Origin of the sequence: Cytobacillus firmus NBRC 15306, assembly GCF_001591465.1 — a bacterium.
GTDB classification, from domain to species: Bacteria; Bacillota; Bacilli; order Bacillales; family Cytobacillaceae; genus Cytobacillus; species Cytobacillus firmus.
Window position 1 is genome coordinate 90044 of record NZ_BCUY01000002.1, and the last position, 16138, is coordinate 106181.

The 16138-nt window shown below is 42.5% G+C and carries 15 protein-coding genes; 14 read left to right on the forward strand and 1 reads right to left on the reverse strand.

Annotation, left to right across the window (positions count from 1 at the left end; translation table 11 throughout):
* The first annotated feature begins 7 nt into the window (after positions 1-7).
* The 4 genes from rsgA (at position 8) to spoVM (ending at position 2517) form a co-directional block, all read left to right on the forward strand.
* Positions 8-889, forward strand: a complete 882-nt coding sequence (gene rsgA / locus BFI01S_RS01155; protein WP_061790972.1) for a ribosome small subunit-dependent GTPase A — start codon at positions 8-10, stop codon at positions 887-889.
* Positions 890-892: 3 nt separating this feature from the next.
* Positions 893-1543: a ribulose-phosphate 3-epimerase gene (gene rpe, locus BFI01S_RS01160; RefSeq protein ID WP_061790973.1), complete on the forward strand. Its 651-nt coding sequence runs from the start codon at positions 893-895 to the stop codon at positions 1541-1543.
* Positions 1544-1611: 68 nt separating this feature from the next.
* Positions 1612-2259: a thiamine diphosphokinase gene (locus BFI01S_RS01165; protein WP_061790974.1), complete on the forward strand. Its 648-nt coding sequence runs from the start codon at positions 1612-1614 to the stop codon at positions 2257-2259.
* Between the two features lie 177 nt (positions 2260-2436).
* Complete coding sequence (gene spoVM, locus BFI01S_RS01170; protein ID WP_019381739.1) at positions 2437-2517, forward strand: stage V sporulation protein SpoVM; 81 nt, start codon at positions 2437-2439, stop codon at positions 2515-2517.
* Positions 2518-2661: 144 nt separating this feature from the next.
* Here spoVM and rpmB read toward each other — a convergent pair whose 3' ends face one another.
* The gene (gene rpmB, locus BFI01S_RS01175; protein WP_019381740.1) at positions 2662-2850 is read right to left on the reverse strand and encodes a 50S ribosomal protein L28; all 189 of its coding nucleotides are present in this window, start codon (positions 2848-2850) and stop codon (positions 2662-2664) included.
* 446 nt (positions 2851-3296) lie between these two features.
* On the opposite strand from rpmB, the gene BFI01S_RS01180 reads away from it, so the two are divergent.
* The 10 genes from BFI01S_RS01180 to smc all read left to right on the forward strand — a co-directional run bounded on the left by BFI01S_RS01180 (position 3297) and on the right by smc (position 16069).
* On the forward strand, positions 3297-3659 hold the full coding sequence (locus BFI01S_RS01180) for an Asp23/Gls24 family envelope stress response protein (RefSeq protein ID WP_009330806.1): 363 nt from the start codon (positions 3297-3299) through the stop codon (positions 3657-3659).
* 16 nt (positions 3660-3675) lie between these two features.
* A complete protein-coding gene (locus BFI01S_RS01185; RefSeq protein WP_061790975.1) occupies positions 3676-5352 on the forward strand; it encodes a DAK2 domain-containing protein in 1677 nt (558 codons plus the stop codon).
* Between the two features lie 234 nt (positions 5353-5586).
* Positions 5587-7635 (forward strand): ATP-dependent DNA helicase RecG, encoded by a 2049-nt coding sequence (recG, locus tag BFI01S_RS01190; protein ID WP_061790996.1) that lies wholly within the window; start codon positions 5587-5589, stop codon positions 7633-7635.
* A 111-nt stretch (positions 7636-7746) separates the two neighbouring features.
* The gene (gene fapR / locus BFI01S_RS01195) at positions 7747-8307 is read left to right on the forward strand and encodes a transcription factor FapR (protein WP_061790976.1); all 561 of its coding nucleotides are present in this window, start codon (positions 7747-7749) and stop codon (positions 8305-8307) included.
* A 20-nt stretch (positions 8308-8327) separates the two neighbouring features.
* Positions 8328-9332, forward strand: a complete 1005-nt coding sequence (gene plsX / locus BFI01S_RS01200) for a phosphate acyltransferase PlsX (RefSeq protein WP_061790977.1) — start codon at positions 8328-8330, stop codon at positions 9330-9332.
* Between the two features lie 26 nt (positions 9333-9358).
* Complete coding sequence (gene fabD / locus BFI01S_RS01205; protein ID WP_061790978.1) at positions 9359-10306, forward strand: ACP S-malonyltransferase; 948 nt, start codon at positions 9359-9361, stop codon at positions 10304-10306.
* Entirely contained in the window at positions 10303-11046 is a 744-nt protein-coding gene (gene fabG / locus BFI01S_RS01210) for a 3-oxoacyl-[acyl-carrier-protein] reductase (protein WP_061790979.1), read from the forward strand. The genes fabD and fabG overlap by 4 nt, the downstream gene beginning before the upstream one ends.
* Before the next feature lie 91 nt (positions 11047-11137).
* The gene (locus BFI01S_RS01215) at positions 11138-11371 is read left to right on the forward strand and encodes an acyl carrier protein (RefSeq protein ID WP_009330799.1); all 234 of its coding nucleotides are present in this window, start codon (positions 11138-11140) and stop codon (positions 11369-11371) included.
* Between the two features lie 331 nt (positions 11372-11702).
* Positions 11703-12443: a ribonuclease III gene (gene rnc, locus BFI01S_RS01220; protein ID WP_048009056.1), complete on the forward strand. Its 741-nt coding sequence runs from the start codon at positions 11703-11705 to the stop codon at positions 12441-12443.
* Between the two features lie 59 nt (positions 12444-12502).
* Entirely contained in the window at positions 12503-16069 is a 3567-nt protein-coding gene (smc, locus tag BFI01S_RS01225; RefSeq protein WP_061790980.1) for a chromosome segregation protein SMC, read from the forward strand.
* The last annotated feature ends 69 nt before the right edge of the window (positions 16070-16138 follow it).

Sequence of the window (16138 nt, forward strand, 5' to 3'; positions counted from 1 at the left end):
TGTTGCTATGCCTGAGGGCAAAATTATTAAAGCCTTAGCAGGGTTTTATTATGTTTTAAGCGGAAATGAAACCATTCAGTGCCGCGGACGCGGAGTTTTCAGGAAAAATAAAGTCACACCGCTAGTCGGTGATGAAGTAGTGTTTCAGGCAGAAAATAATACAGAAGGATACATCTTAGAAGTAAAGGAACGGAAAAACGAGCTGATTCGTCCGCCGATTGCCAATGTTGATCAGGCCATTCTTGTATTCTCAGCTGTTGAACCGGGCTTTAGCACATCCCTTCTGGATCGTTTCCTGGTGCTGGTTGAATTCAATCATATTAAGCCGCTCATCTGCATTACTAAAATTGACCTGGCGGACGAAACTGAGTATAGGAAAATTCAGCAATATGCTTCAGATTACCGCAAAGCCGGCTATGATGTTTTGCTGACTTCCTCTGAGACAGAAGAAGGCGTTAAAGATCTGATGCCCTATCTGGAAGGTGAGATATCTGTTTTTGCCGGACAGTCAGGGGTGGGGAAATCTTCTTTGTTAAACGTTTTAAGACCTGACCTGGAGCTGAAAACAAATGACATTTCTTCACATTTGGGCAGGGGAAAGCATACGACCAGGCATGTAGAGCTGATCGAGGTTGGAAAAGGGCTTGTTGCTGATACCCCGGGATTCAGCTCACTTGAATTCACAGATATTGAACTGGAGGATCTCAATTATTGCTTCCCTGAAATTCAGGACAAAAGCGAACTTTGCAAATTTAGAGGATGCCTGCACATGGCGGAGCCTAAATGCGCTGTAAAGGCCGCCTGTGAAAACGGTGAAATTCCATCCTACAGGTATGAACATTACAAAACCTTTCTGCAGGAAATCAAAGATAGAAAGCCGAGGTATTAATTCATGGTAAAAATCGCACCTTCTATTTTATCGGCAGACTTTTCTAAATTGGGAGAAGAGATTAAAGATGTTGAACGCGGCGGCGCTGATTATATTCATGTGGATGTAATGGACGGCCATTTCGTGCCGAATATTACAATTGGTCCATTAATAGTTGATGCCATCCGTCCTGTAACAAAGCTGCCCCTTGACGTTCATTTGATGATAGAAGATCCGGATAGCTACATTGAGGCATTTGCTAATGCGGGGGCCGATTACATCACTGTTCATGCAGAAGCATGCAAGCACCTTCATAGAACGGTTCATTTTATTAAATCCTTTGGCGTCAAGGCAGGAGTGGTTCTTAATCCAGCTACACCCGTTAATATGATAGAGCATGTTATCGAAGATATTGATATGGTATTGCTTATGTCTGTTAATCCTGGTTTTGGAGGGCAAAAATTCATCCCAGCCGTTCTACCTAAGATTGCAGCCGTTAAGGAATTGGCAGACGCAAAAGGTCTAAATATTGAAATTGAAGTGGACGGCGGAGTGAATGAAGAAACAGCCCGATTGTGCATTGAAGCTGGAGCCAATGTTCTGGTTGCCGGGTCGGCAATTTATAATCAGAAAGACAGAGCAGCGGCGATTGCTGCTTTAAAGGGTTCGCAATAAAAAAGGTCAGCTGGAATACAGCTGGCTTTTTGTCATTTAAGATACATAAATGAATGGAGCAATGTAAAATGATTATTAATATTTTAGCTGGCGGCCCAGATGACTTGCTGCCTGATCTGCATTCGTTCAGTAATACAGCTGATATTTGGGTCGGAGTAGACAGAGGGGTGCTTACTCTAATTCAAAGTGGCATTCAGCCAAAAATGGCATTTGGTGATTTTGATTCGGTGTCAAATGAAGAGCTTTTAATCATTGAAGAAAATGTAAAAGAGCTGAACAGGTTCAAGCCGGAGAAGGACGAAACGGACATGGAGCTTGCCCTGAATTGGGCACTTGGCCAAAAACCTGAAAAAGTCCGTTTGCTTGGAGCCACAGGAGGCAGACTTGACCACTTATTTGCAAATATTCAGCTGTTAATAAAGCCTGCACTTGCGGAAGTCTTTGTTCCAGTCGAAATTATTGACAAAACGAATAAGATTTATGTTAAGGCTCCAGGTAAATACAGCATAAAGCAGCATTCAAATTTCAAATACATTTCTTTTGTTCCGATCACTATGGAAATTAAAGGCCTCACCCTAAGAAATTTCAAGTATCCGCTGACAGATCGGACCGTCTCTGCCGGTTCTACTCTTTGTATCAGTAATGAACTTATTGATGATTGTGGTACTTTTTCTTTTACTGAAGGCATATTAATGGTTGTAAGAAGCAAGGATTAAGTGCCGGGCCGGTGCTGCCCTGCAAGATGCGGGTAAGCTGGAAAAGAGTCTTAGCATGAATTGCTTTCTGATCATTTTTTGTAATCATGAGTACTCATCTTTCATTATTTGAATAAGATGGTAAAGACGATTTAAGGACAGAATGGATGCGTAAGATCGTGAGGAGGGACACGAGTAATGAGATTTTATACAATCAAACTTCCTAAATTTTTAGGGGGCATTGTGCGTGCCATGTTAGGGACCTTCAAAAAGGGGTAGACACCCATAAATTAAAAAGAAAATAGCATCAAAACTTGGCACCTCACCTGGGGTGCTTTTATTTTTTGTCTAAATGGGGGAGAATGATAGTGGGTCAAAAAAGGAAAATAAAAAGGACATCCAAAAGGGATGTCCCTGAGCATGTTAAACGCGCTCAACTTTACCTGATTTAAGTGCTCTTGCAGAAACCCAAACACGTTTAGGTTTACCGTCTACAAGAATACGTACCTTTTGAAGGTTAGCACCCCAAGTGCGCTTGTTAGCGTTCATTGCGTGAGAACGTGCGTTACCTGAAGTTGTTTTTTTACCAGTTACTACACATTTGCGTGGCATGTATGTTTCCCTCCTTACTAAAAGCATAAGCTGAAACTATTTTTCAATGCTTTCATCTGCAATAGTCAGATTCATCCAACTGAATTAATGCGGAATCCCTTTGCGGGTTTCGACATTAAAAGATACTTTAATAATTTATCATACAACCCTTCTGATTGCAATAGTTTGCTTTCAAGAAAATTTCCTTGACATAGGGGGATGGAACATGAGCTATAATAGAGATGGAGAAGTATGACTTTCAATATCACAGCCCATATAGTAAAATATTATAAGGTATGCTTTACGCTTTGAAGTTAGAAAGATCGCTGCCCAGCTAAAATAGGTGAATTGTCTTTTGCCGGCAGGCTTAGCCTTCAGTGCAATTCAGGGGAAAGCCAGCACTATCGTTAAGCGGGAGTGCTTGAAGAAGCTTTTATGAAAAGCAATTTCCAAAGGGGGAACGAACCATGTCCATCGAATTAAAAACAAATTTCGGGCAAATTGATATCTCTAATGATGTAATTGCAACAATCGCAGGCGGAGCAGCAGTTGACTGCTACGGCATCGTAGGAATGGCCTCTAAAAATCAAATTAAGGATGGCCTTACAGATATACTGCGAAAAGAGAATTTTACCCGTGGTGTAATTGTCCGCCAGGAAGAAGATGAAGTACATATCGATATGTATATTATTGTAAGTTACGGAACGAAAATTTCCGAGGTTGCCCACAATGTGCAATCTAAAGTGAAATACACCCTTGATAAAACAGTTGGGCTAAGCACTGACTCGGTAAATATTTACGTTCAGGGAGTTCGAGTAACGAACCCGTAGTGAGGAGGAAAGACTTGTGTCAAAAAAAGATTTAGATGGGAAGCTTTTTGCCGAAATGGTCATACAAGGAGCGAACCATTTATCTGCTAATGCAAAATTAGTGGATGCGTTAAATGTTTTCCCTGTTCCTGATGGAGACACAGGAACCAACATGAATTTGTCAATGACTTCCGGAGCAAAGGAAGTTAAAGCTAATATCCAGGAGCATATTGGAAAGGTAGGCTCTGCTCTTTCCAAAGGTTTGCTGATGGGGGCACGGGGGAACTCGGGTGTAATTCTCTCCCAGCTGTTCCGAGGCTTCTCAAAAGCGATTGAACATAAAGCTTCTATCAACGGAAAAGAGTTTGCTGATGCTCTGAATTCTGGGGTAGAGACGGCATATAAAGCTGTGATGAAGCCGGTTGAAGGAACGATCCTTACTGTTGCAAAAGATTCCGCTAAGAAAGCGGTTCAGGCTGCGAATCATGAAGATGATATTATCGTGATTATGGAGGAAGTTTTAAAAGAAGCAAGGGCTTCCCTAAACCGCACTCCAGATCTTCTTCCAGTCTTAAAAGAAGTAGGGGTTGTAGACAGCGGCGGCCAGGGCCTTGTTTTTGTATATGAAGGATTCCTTGCCGAGCTAAAGGGCGAAAAACTTCCTGATACACCGGCAGCCCTTCCAAAGATGGATGACCTGGTTAGCGCAGAACACCATAAAAATGTTCACAGTTTTATGAACACGGAGGATATTGAGTTCGGTTATTGCACTGAATTTATGGTCAAATTTGAAGATGAAAAAATTTCTGCTAATCCTTTTTCAGAAGACAGGTTCCGCCAGGACTTAAGCCAATATGGCGACTCACTTCTGGTGATTGCGGATGAGCAGCTTGTAAAAGTACATATCCACTCTGAAAAGCCGGGAGATTGCCTGACATACGGACAGCGCTATGGCAGTTTAATCAATATGAAGATTGAAAACATGCGCCAGCAGCACACCAACTTGGTCGAAGATGTTCCTACACCTTTGGCGGCTCAGGCTAAGCCAAAAGAAAAGCAGGAGTACGGAATTGTGACAGTATCAATGGGCAACGGCATCGCAGATCTTTTCCGAAGCATCGGTGCACATGCTGTCATTGAGGGCGGGCAGACAATGAATCCCAGCACGGAAGATATCGTAAAAGCCATCAAAGAAGTAAATGCAAAAAAAGTAATCATTTTGCCAAACAATAAAAATATCATCATGGCTGCACAGCAGGCTGCAGAAGTGACTGAAGAAGAAGCAGTGGTTGTTCCTTCAAAGACCGTTCCACAGGGAATGGCGGCACTTCTTGCCTTTAATCCAAGTGCTGAACTTGCAGAAAACGAAGAAGGCATGACAGATGCTCTTCAGCATGTGAAAACAGGCCAAATTACGTTTGCTGTCCGTGATACAAGCATCGATGGCCTTGAGATTGAAAAAGATGATTTCATGGGCATTGCAGACGGGAAAATTGTTGTGAAAAACAAGGATAGAGTACAGGCTGCCAAAGATCTTCTTGAAGGAATGATCGACGATGACTCTGAAATCATTACCGTCTTAAAAGGTGAAGATGCAGCAGAAGAGGAAGTAGACTCACTTATCAGCTATATTAAAGATAAATATGAAGATCTTGAGGTCGAGCTTCATGATGGAAAACAGCCTCTATACTCTTTCATTTTCGCAATTGAATAACCAATAAATAATAAACAAAGCGAGGGCCAAGCCTTCGCTTTTGTCCATTTTCAACATTTAATTAATGCTTTTGAAGCATGAATTTTTTGTTTAAAGTTTACTTTCTTGCATTTTTAAATCACAATGTGCTAGTTATAAAGCAGGCGCTTTATAAGCCTGTATATAAAAGTAACGGAGCAGGGAGGGGTGGCGGACTGCCTGAAAGAAAATATAATTGGCAGCCGTTCAATAAATGTGAATCCAAATTTAATCCAGTCTGTTACAGCTGTCAAAGGCATCGGAGAGGAATCAGCTGAATTACTGGCTGAAATGAATATTTACACTGTAAAAGACTTGCTTGAATATTTTCCATATAGATATGAAGATTACAGGCTCAAGGACCTGGCAGAAATGAAGCATGATGAAAGAGTGACGGTTGAAGGAAAGGTTCACAGTGAACCTTCACTTGCTTATTACGGCAGGAAACGCTCCAGGCTGACTGTTCGAGTGCTTGTAGGACGGTATCTTATTCAAGTGATCCTGTTCAATCAGCCATATTTGAAGAACAAAATTGTATTAAATGAAACTGTTACGGTGACTGGCAAATGGGACCAGCATCGGCAGGTCATAACAGCCAGTGAACTTAAAATAGGAAATGCCTCTAACAATAAGGATTTTGAGCCGGTATACGCTGTAAAAGGAAATATCACAGTCAAGGGAATCAGGCGATTTATTAAACTGGCTTTCTCACAGTATGGGAATGACATATCAGAAAATTTGCCTGAAAAATATTTATTGCAATATAGACTTTTAAATAGGCGAGATTCTGTGAGATCACTTCATTTTCCTGCCGATGATCAGGAACTCAAACAGGGAAGGCGGCGTTTTGTTTATGAGGAGTTCTTCTATTTTCAGTTAAAAATGCAGGCACTAAGAAAGATTGAAAGAGAGCAGTCAAAAGGGGTTGCACAGGCTTATGATCTTTCAAGACTAATGGAGTTCATTGACTCACTGCCATTTGCATTAACCGGAGCACAAAAAAGAGTAGTTAATGAGATCATGACTGATCTGAAATCTCCATACCGGATGAACAGGCTCTTACAGGGGGATGTTGGTTCCGGCAAAACGGCAGTTGCGGCGATTGCTCTTTTTGCCAGCAGGACAGCGGGCTTCCAGGGAGCATTAATGGTCCCGACCGAAATCCTGGCAGAGCAGCATGCGGAATCTTTAAAGTCGATGCTCTTGCCGTTTGGGATGCGATGTGAACTCCTGACAAGCTCGGTAAAAGGAAAACGCAGAAGAGAAATTCTCCAGCATCTCAAGGAAGGAGAAATTGATGTTCTCATAGGCACACATGCACTTATCCAGGATGAAGTGGAATTTAATAAATTGGGACTTGTCATTACCGATGAGCAGCATAGATTCGGGGTCGGGCAGCGGCGGATACTCAGGGAGAAAGGCGAAAACCCTGATGTTCTGTTCATGACTGCAACGCCAATTCCAAGAACATTGGCCATTACTATTTTTGGGGAAATGGATATGTCCATCATAGATGAATTGCCGGCAGGACGAAAAGCAATTGAAACCTATTGGGCAAAACCTGATATGCTGGACAGGGTCCTAGGTTTTATGGAAAAGGAGCTTTCAGCAGGTCAGCAGGTTTATGTGATCTGCCCGCTTATTGAGGAATCAGACAAATTGGATGTTCAAAACGCTATAGATGTCCACGCAACATTGATGCATCATTTTCATGGCCGTTATGATGTCGGACTCATGCATGGCAGGCTTCATCCGGACGAAAAGGAAAGTGTTATGAAAGCTTTCAGCCGTAATGAAACTCAGGTTCTTGTTTCGACGACGGTTGTTGAGGTGGGTGTAAATGTTCCAAATGCAACGATGATGGTGATCTATGATGCGGAGCGGTTTGGACTTGCACAGCTGCATCAGCTGAGGGGGAGGGTAGGAAGAGGAGATAAACAATCTTATTGTGTGCTTCTGGCTGATCCGAAGTCGGAAGTTGGAAAAGAACGCATGAAAATCATGACAGAAACCAATGATGGTTTTGCCCTAAGTGAAAAGGACCTTGAGCTGAGAGGTCCTGGAGACTTTTTCGGAAGAAAACAAAGCGGGCTCCCGGAATTTAAAGTCGCTGATATGGTCCATGATTACCGTGCGCTCGAAACCGCCAGGAACGATGCATCAACTCTAGTGGAATCCGATGAATTCTGGCACTCAGATGAGTACCTGCCTTTGCGGCATTATTTAAAGGAAGCGGGAGTGCTGGAAGGGGAAAAACTGGACTAGAAATAAGGTAATCAGAGCGGATTGCGGAAAAGTTCTTTCTTGCAATCTGCTTTTTTTGATTATATACTACTATTAGTACCTAGTCTTAATATCTCGGACGGTGGGGTTTTAATGAAAAGAAACAAAAAAGAACGTCAAACATTATTAACGGACACAATAAAAGAAAATCCTTTTGTCACGGACGAGGAACTTGCGGACAAGTTCTCTGTCAGTGTCCAGACAATCAGGCTCGATCGGCTGGAATTATCAATTCCGGAATTGCGTGAGCGAATCAAGCATGTTGCCGAGAAAAGTTTTGAGGATGAAGTGCGATCTTTACCAATAGAAGAAATAATCGGTGAAATAATAGATATAGAATTGGATAAAACGGCGATATCCATTTTCGATGTAAAAAGTGAACATGTCTTCAAGCGTAATGGAATAGCCCGGGGCCACCACTTGTTTGCACAGGCCAACTCACTGGCAGTCGCTGTAATAAATGATGAGCTGGCATTAACGGCAAAAGCCAATATTCAATTTACAAGGCCAGTGAGATTAAATGAACGTGTCATCGCAAAAGCAAAGGTCCTTACAATTGATATTGACAGCGGAAGGACGATGGTTGAAGTCAACAGCTTTGTGAATAACGAACAGGTATTTAAGGGCGAATTTGACATGTTCAGAAAAAAATAATCACTAAAGGATGAAGCATCATGAAAATTGCCATAGACGCAATGGGAGGCGACAATGCCCCAAAGGAAATTGTCCTTGGGGCAATGAAAGCTGCCGCAGAGTTTAAAGATGTACATATTACCCTTGTAGGCGATGAGTCAAAAATAAACCAGTACCTTACTTCAAAAGAGCGAATTGACATTTTGCATACTGATGAAGTGATTTTGCCGGATGATGAGCCGGTGAGAGCTGTACGCAGAAAGAAAAATGCTTCTATGGTGCTTGCAGCGCAGCTTGTCACAGATGGTAAGGCGGATGCATGCATTTCCGCAGGAAACACGGGTGCTCTTATGGCAGCAGGTCTTTTTGTGGTAGGAAGGATTGAGGGTATTGAACGCCCGGCATTATCACCTACACTTCCAACAATAGGGGGAGAAGGGTTCCTTTTGCTCGATGTAGGGGCAAATGTGGACGCGAAGCCTGAGCATCTTCTTCAATATGCGATTATGGGATCTATATATACCGAAAAGGTCCGGGGTATTGCCAATCCCAGAGTAGGCCTTCTAAATATCGGAACGGAAGAGAAAAAAGGCAATGAGCTGGCAAAAAATACATTTGATCTCTTGAAGAAGGCGGATATCAATTTTATCGGTAATGTGGAAGCGCGCGATTTGCTTGAGGGAGCTGCGGATGTTGTAGTGACGGATGGCTTTACCGGCAATATGGTGCTCAAGACAATTGAAGGTACTGCTTTATCTGTATTTAAAATGCTAAAAACAGCTCTGACCAGCAGCTTTAAAACAAAATTGGCAGCAGCAGCCTTAAAGCCTGATTTATACCAGCTTAAATCTAAAATGGATTATTCGGAATATGGCGGTGCCGGATTATTTGGATTAAAGGCGCCGGTTATCAAGGCGCATGGTTCTTCAGATGCAACAGCTTTATTCAGTGCAGTGAGGCAGACCAGGAACATGGTCGAAAACAATGTTGCTGATACGATTAAGGAAGCAGTTGAAAAAGAAGCTAAAAAAACAGCTCTTAAATAAACACATTTTAACTAGGGGGAAACACGATGGGTAAAATCGCCTTTTTATTCCCTGGGCAGGGGTCCCAGACTGCAGGGATGGGAAAAGCGCTAGCTGAACAGGATGAAAAAGTAAAATCATTTTTTGAAAGGACCGATCAAAAACTTGGCTTTTCATTATCGGCACTTATTTTTGAAGGACCCCAGGACAAATTGACTTTGACAACAAACGCACAGCCTGCACTGTTGACCACCGGCATTGCCATTCTCGATTATTTCAAAAGATCTGGAATAACACCCGATTTTGTGGCGGGACATAGCCTTGGTGAGTATACTGCGCTAGTCGCTGCGGAAGCTATATCCTTTGAGGATGGGGTATATGCTGTCCGTAAGCGGGGGGAATTCATGGAGGAAGCAGTTCCTAATGGAGAGGGAACAATGGCTGCGGTATTGGGCCTTGACAGGGACAAGCTTACAGCAGTTACAGAAGAAGTTACTGCAGGAGGAAATCCGGTTCAGCTTGCAAACTTGAACTGTCCTGGACAAATTGTCATTTCAGGTTCAAAAGCAGGAGTAGAACTGGCTTCTGCAAAGGCCAAAGAAGAAGGTGCCAAGCGTGTGCTTCCACTGGAGGTAAGCGGCCCTTTCCATTCCCATTTAATGAAGCCTGCAGCGGAGAAGTTCAGGGAAATCCTTGACGAAATTGAGATTAAGGATGCAAAGGTTCCTGTCATTGCCAATGTAACCGCCTCTGAAATGACATCGGCTTCAGAAATAAATGGCAGATTAATTGAACAGCTGTATTCTCCTGTACTCTGGGAGGATTCAATCCGCAGGATGATGGAGCTTGGAGTGGATACATTTATTGAAATAGGGCCAGGAAAAGTACTGTCAGGCTTAGCGAAAAAGGTAGATCGTTCCCTTAAAGCGTATGCCGTTTCAGATGCAGAATCATGCCAGTCAGTTACAGAATCCTTGAAGGAGGAATTGAGATGAAGCTAGAGGGAAAAGCCGCTTTAGTAACAGGAGCTTCCCGAGGAATCGGAAGAGAAATCGCTTTGGGTCTTGCCAGGCAAGGTGCAGATATTGCGGTTAACTACTCCGGAAGTGAGGCTAGGGCGAACGAAGTCGTTGATGAAATAAAAGCATTAGGCAGAAATGCATTTGCTATCCAATGCGATGTATCCAGCAGTGATTCAGTGGCAAGCATGGTAAAAGAAACAGTAGAAAAGTTTGGCAAGCTGGATATTCTGGTTAATAATGCAGGGATTACAAAGGACAACCTGCTTATGAGAATGAAGGAAGACGAATGGGATGATGTTATTAACATTAATCTGAAAGGTGTTTTCCTTTGTACCAAAGCAGTTACAAGGCAGATGATGAAACAGCGCAGCGGCCGCATTATCAATATTTCATCCATTGTTGGGGTCAGCGGCAATCCTGGTCAGGCTAATTATGTCGCTGCAAAATCGGGGGTTATCGGCCTGACAAAGACCTCTGCAAAAGAACTTGCATCAAGAGGGATAACAGTCAATGCCATTGCACCGGGTTTCATCACAACTGATATGACGGATAAGCTGAACGAGGATGTAAGGGAGCAGATGCTAAAGCAAATCCCATTGGCGCGCTTCGGCGATCCTGCAGATATTGCAAATGTGGCAGTTTTTCTTGCTTCAGAGGACAGCCGTTATATGACAGGGCAAACCCTGCATGTTGATGGCGGAATGGTCATGTAATTTGTAACAGGGTTGTAATGCAAATTTTTTTATAAAACCTTTCAATAAAGGCTAAAAATACTCTATAATACTTGAGGGGAGGTGAACAAGCATGGCAGAAGTATTAGAACGTGTAACAAAGATCATCGTGGACCGTCTTGGCGTTGAAGAGTCTGAAGTGAAATTGGAGGCTTCTTTCAAAGATGATCTAGGTGCTGATTCCCTTGACGTAGTAGAATTAGTAATGGAATTAGAAGATGAGTTCGACATGGAAATTTCTGACGATGATGCTGAGAAAATCGCAACAGTCGGTGACGCTGTAAATTACATAAAAGCTAGCCAATAATCGTTAGTAGAACCACTCTGCAGTGAGGGAATCCCCCTCACTGCAGCAATTTTTTTCAGATGTTTACTGTCCGGTGTTACCTGCAGCATCGAAAGGACAGCATGGAATAAAGCTTCCAGCCTGCAGCAGGTGACTGTGGACAGTAAATACGTTTCTCAAAAGCTCCGTTTGATAACGGGGCTTTCTTCTGTGAAAATAGCCGTAACCATGAAACATAAAATTGCTATATAGAAGTTTTTTTGCGTTTTCCCTCTTTATTACGTAAACTTAGGGAAGACCATTTAAGTATTTTACTCAAGAAGAATATTAATATTAGCAAGGTGGATGCAATATGCGCAGCAATAAAGATAAAGAAAGAAAATCATTTCGCGCAATCGAAAAACAATTTAAAGAATTTCAGACGGAAATCGGAATTCACTTTGAAAATGAAAAATTACTCAAACAAGCTTTTACCCATTCATCCTATGTGAATGAGCACCGGAGAAAGCCATATGAAGACAATGAAAGACTGGAATTCCTGGGTGATGCCGTCCTAGAACTGACTGTTTCAAAATTCCTTTACTTAAAATATCCGATGATGAGCGAGGGTGAATTAACAAAGCTGAGGGCTGCGGTTGTCTGCGAACCATCCCTGGTCTCATTTGCCCACGAATTGTCATTTGGCAGCCTGGTGCTCCTTGGTAAAGGGGAGGAAATGACAGGAGGAAGAACCCGTCCTGCTCTGCTTGCAGATGTATTTGAAGCCTTTATAGGTGCATTATACCTGGATAAAGGATTAGATACAGTTGTCGGTTTTTTGGAAAAAGTTGTTTTTCCAAAGATTGATTCAGGTGCTTTTTCGCATGTGATGGATTTTAAAAGCCAGCTGCAGGAACTTGTGCAGCGGGATGGTGCAGGTGCAATTGAATATAAAATCCTTCAGGAAAAAGGGCCTGCCCACAATCGTGAATTTGTTTCCACTGTTTCTCTAAATGGCAGGGAACTTGGGACAGGCACTGGCCGGTCAAAGAAAGAAGCGGAACAGCATGCGGCCCAAATGGCTCTTGAAGTATTAAAAAATCATATAAAGTGAACATTTTCTAACTCTGACATCAAAGAGCAGAAACATGAGGAGACAGAGGGGGACCAAGGTTGTTTTTAAAAAGGCTTGATGTTATTGGATTTAAGTCGTTTGCTGAGCGGATAACGGTTGATTTTGTTCCAGGCGTCACAGCAGTTGTCGGTCCGAATGGAAGCGGGAAAAGCAATATAACTGATGCCATCCGCTGGGTATTGGGTGAACAATCAGCTAAGTCCCTTCGCGGTGCAAAAATGGAGGACGTCATTTTTGCGGGCAGTGATTCCCGGAGAGCCCAGAATTTTGCAGAGGTGACGCTGACGCTTGATAACGCCGATCAGGGTCTGCCGATCGAATATAGCGAAGTCAGTGTTACAAGAAGGGTCTACCGGTCCGGCGACAGTGAATACCTGATCAATAAACAAACATGCAGACTTAAAGATATCGTAGATTTATTTATGGATTCTGGCCTTGGCAGGGAAGCTTTTTCAATCATAAGTCAGGGCAGAGTTGAAGAAATTCTAAACAGCAAAGCTGAAGAACGCCGGATAATATTTGAAGAAGCGGCCGGCGTGCTTAAATACAAGACAAGAAAGAAAAAGGCGGAAGGCAAGCTTTCTGAAACCCAGGATAACTTAAACAGGGTGAATGATATTCTTCATGAACTGGAAACCCAGGTAGAGCCTTTGAACATACAGGCCTCGATCGCAAAAGATTATCTTCAGCAGAAGGAAGAGCTGGAGAAAATAGAGGTTGCCCTTACAGTTTATGAGATAGAGGATCTGCATTCAAAATGGGAGCAGCTTTCACGTCAGCTCGAGCTTCATACGGAAGATGAAATGAAGCTCTCGGCAGTTATCCAAAACAAAGAAGCGAAAATGGAAGAGTTAAAGGAGCATATTGCTGCAATTGATGAATCAGTAAATGATCTGCAGGATGTCCTCCTTCATGCCAGTGAAGAGCTGGAAAAGCTGGAAGGCAGAAAAGAAGTACTCAAAGAGCGAAAGAAAAATGCCAGCCAGAATAAAGACCAGCTTCATAGAAACATGAGAGAACTTACAATGAAGATTGCTGAGTTAAAAGAGCAGGAAGAAAAGCACTCGGCTCTCAGAGGAAAAGTGAAGACAGAAGCAGTTAAGCTTCAAAAAGCTTTAAAGGAAAAGCAGGAGCAGCTCAAACTATTCAGTGAAAATACAGAAGAAAAAATTGAATCGCTGAAAAGTGATTATATTGAAGTGCTGAACAGCCAGGCAGCTTCAAGGAATGAATTGCAGAATATTGATCAGCAGCTGAGCCAGCAGGGTCAGCGCAGTTCAAGGCTTGAAATGGATAATGAAAAATATATTGCTGACCGCAAGAAAAATGAAGAGAAAAAACAAAAGATACAATCAAATCTTGAAAATCTGCAAAAGGAATTAGAAAATCAAGTTCATCTATTCAGAAATGAAGACCGCAAGCTTGAATCATTAAAGAATAATTATCAAAAGCAGGAAAAAACCTTGTATCAGGCTTATCAATATTTGCAGCAGGCAAAATCGAGGCAGGAAATGCTTGAAGAAATGGAAGAGGACTTTTCGGGCTTCTTCCAAGGGGTAAAAGAAGTATTGAAAGCAAGAGGCAGCAAGCTGCAGGGAATTGAAGGAGCCGTAGCGGAATTAATTCAAGTGCCAAAAGAGTATGAAACTGCGATTGAAACAGCTCTCGGGGGTGCCATGCAGCATATCATCGTACAGGATGAACAGGATGGGAGAAGTGCCATTCAATTCTTGAAAAAGAATTCATATGGCAGAGCCACTTTCCTGCCTTTAAGTGTAATTAAGGGGAAGAAGCTGAATATCACGCAAATGCAGTCCGTTCAAGGCCACCCTGCCTTTATTGGTGAAGCTGCTTCACTGATACAATTTGAAGAAAGGCACCAGCATGCTATCGAGAACTTGCTTGGCAATGTGGTTATTGCCCGGGATCTTAAAGGTGCCAATGAACTTGCGAAGCTGCTTCAATACCGCGTGAGGCTCGTAACAATTGACGGAGATGTGGTTAATCCGGGCGGCTCCATGACCGGTGGAGCTGTGAAACAGAAAAGTACTTCAATTCTTTCACGTAAAGGTGAACTTGAAGAGCTGAAGTCCAGAATTACGGATATGGAATCCAAAACAGCAAATCTCGAAAAGCAAGTAAAACTGCAAAAAAGTGAAATTCAAAAACAGGATTTACGCATTGAGCAGCTTAGAAAAACAGGCGAAGAACTTCGTTTGATGGAACAGAAGGTAAAAGGAGAACTTTTAGAAGCAGAGTTTGAAGAGAAAAGCATTAATGAGCGCCTATCCCTTTATGATATGGACAAAGCACAGTTTTCTCAAGATATAGAGAGACTGCTGGCAAGAAAGAGCGAGCTTTCAGTCTTATTGGATCAGCAGCAAAAGCAAATCGCTAATCTTGATCAGGAGATAAAAGCATTAACTGAAAGAAAAAACACGCAGCAGACTTCAAAGGAAACTGTAGTATCTGAAATTAATGAGCTGAAAATTAGCTTCGCTTCCAAAAGTGAGCAGCTGAATCATGCTGAGGAAAAGCTGGCCGCCATAAATTCTGAGCTTGCTGTTACCCAGGAGAAACTGAAAACCGTAAACGAAGATTTAGAATTGCTTTCATCCGAAATGACAAACAGCTCTTCAGGTGAACAGTATCTGGAAGAAGCAGCACAGCAAAAACTGAAGGAAAAGAATGAAACACTTGAACTGATTGCTTCAAGAAGGAATGAGCGATTAAAGCTCCAAGCATCTTTAGAGGACCTTGAGCTTGAGGTAAAAGAATTAAAACGCCAGCATAAAGGCCTCATAGAAGTTCTGAAAGATGAGGAAGTTAAACAGAACAGGCTGGATGTTGAGCTTGAGAATAGGCTGAATCATTTAAGGGAAGAATACCTGCTGTCTTTTGAAGCGGCTAAAGAGGAATATCCGCTGCAAATTGAAATTGAGGAAGCGCGAAAAAGAGTAAAACTCATAAAGCTGGCTATCGAGGAACTTGGCACAGTAAATCTCGGAGCAATCGAGGAGTATGAAAGAGTATCGGAACGCTATGAATTCCTGCTTGAGCAAAAAACAGACCTTCAGGAAGCAAAGGATACATTATTCCAGGTTATTGATGAAATGGATGTTGAAATGAAAAGGAGATTTGAAGAAACCTTTGAAGGGATCCGTTTTCATTTTGAGTCGGTTTTCCAATCTTTATTCGGTGGCGGAAGAGCAGATTTACGCTTGACCCAGCCTGAAGATTTATTGAATACAGGTGTGGAAATTGTCGCACAGCCACCAGGCAAGAAATTGCAGAACCTCGGATTATTATCTGGGGGAGAAAGGGCACTTACAGCCATTGCTTTACTGTTTTCCATTTTGAAAGTCCGGCCTGTTCCATTCTGTATTCTTGATGAAGTTGAGGCTGCTTTGGATGAAGCGAATGTCCAAAGGTTCAGCCAATACTTAAAAAGATACAGCGCCGAAACCCAGTTCATCGTGATCACCCACAGAAAAGGAACAATGGAAGAAGCGGATGTCCTTTACGGTGTAACTATGCAGGAATCCGGTGTCTCCAAACTGGTATCTGTACGTCTGGAAGAAACCAGGGAATTAATTACTCAATAGCAGCCTTAATGCGGAACTGTGTGCAGCATTGTTCCGCACTTATACATATTGCATTAAGGAAGTGAAAAC

Bases quoted from the DNA above. Each gene is read 5' to 3' on its own strand.
- rsgA (WP_061790972.1), top strand. From the start codon at position 8: ATGCCTGAGGGCAAAATTATTAAAGCCTTAGCAGGGTTTTATTATGTT.
- rpe (WP_061790973.1), top strand. From the start codon at position 893: ATGGTAAAAATCGCACCTTCTATTTTATCGGCAGACTTTTCTAAATTG.
- BFI01S_RS01165 (WP_061790974.1), top strand. From the start codon at position 1,612: ATGATTATTAATATTTTAGCTGGCGGCCCAGATGACTTGCTGCCTGAT.
- spoVM (WP_019381739.1), top strand. From the start codon at position 2,437: ATGAGATTTTATACAATCAAACTTCCTAAATTTTTAGGGGGCATTGTG.
- rpmB (WP_019381740.1), bottom strand. From the start codon at position 2,850: ATGCCACGCAAATGTGTAGTAACTGGTAAAAAAACAACTTCAGGTAAC.
- BFI01S_RS01180 (WP_009330806.1), top strand. From the start codon at position 3,297: ATGTCCATCGAATTAAAAACAAATTTCGGGCAAATTGATATCTCTAAT.
- fapR (WP_061790976.1), top strand. From the start codon at position 7,747: ATGAAAAGAAACAAAAAAGAACGTCAAACATTATTAACGGACACAATA.
- plsX (WP_061790977.1), top strand. From the start codon at position 8,328: ATGAAAATTGCCATAGACGCAATGGGAGGCGACAATGCCCCAAAGGAA.
- fabD (WP_061790978.1), top strand. From the start codon at position 9,359: ATGGGTAAAATCGCCTTTTTATTCCCTGGGCAGGGGTCCCAGACTGCA.
- fabG (WP_061790979.1), top strand. From the start codon at position 10,303: ATGAAGCTAGAGGGAAAAGCCGCTTTAGTAACAGGAGCTTCCCGAGGA.
- BFI01S_RS01215 (WP_009330799.1), top strand. From the start codon at position 11,138: ATGGCAGAAGTATTAGAACGTGTAACAAAGATCATCGTGGACCGTCTT.
- rnc (WP_048009056.1), top strand. From the start codon at position 11,703: ATGCGCAGCAATAAAGATAAAGAAAGAAAATCATTTCGCGCAATCGAA.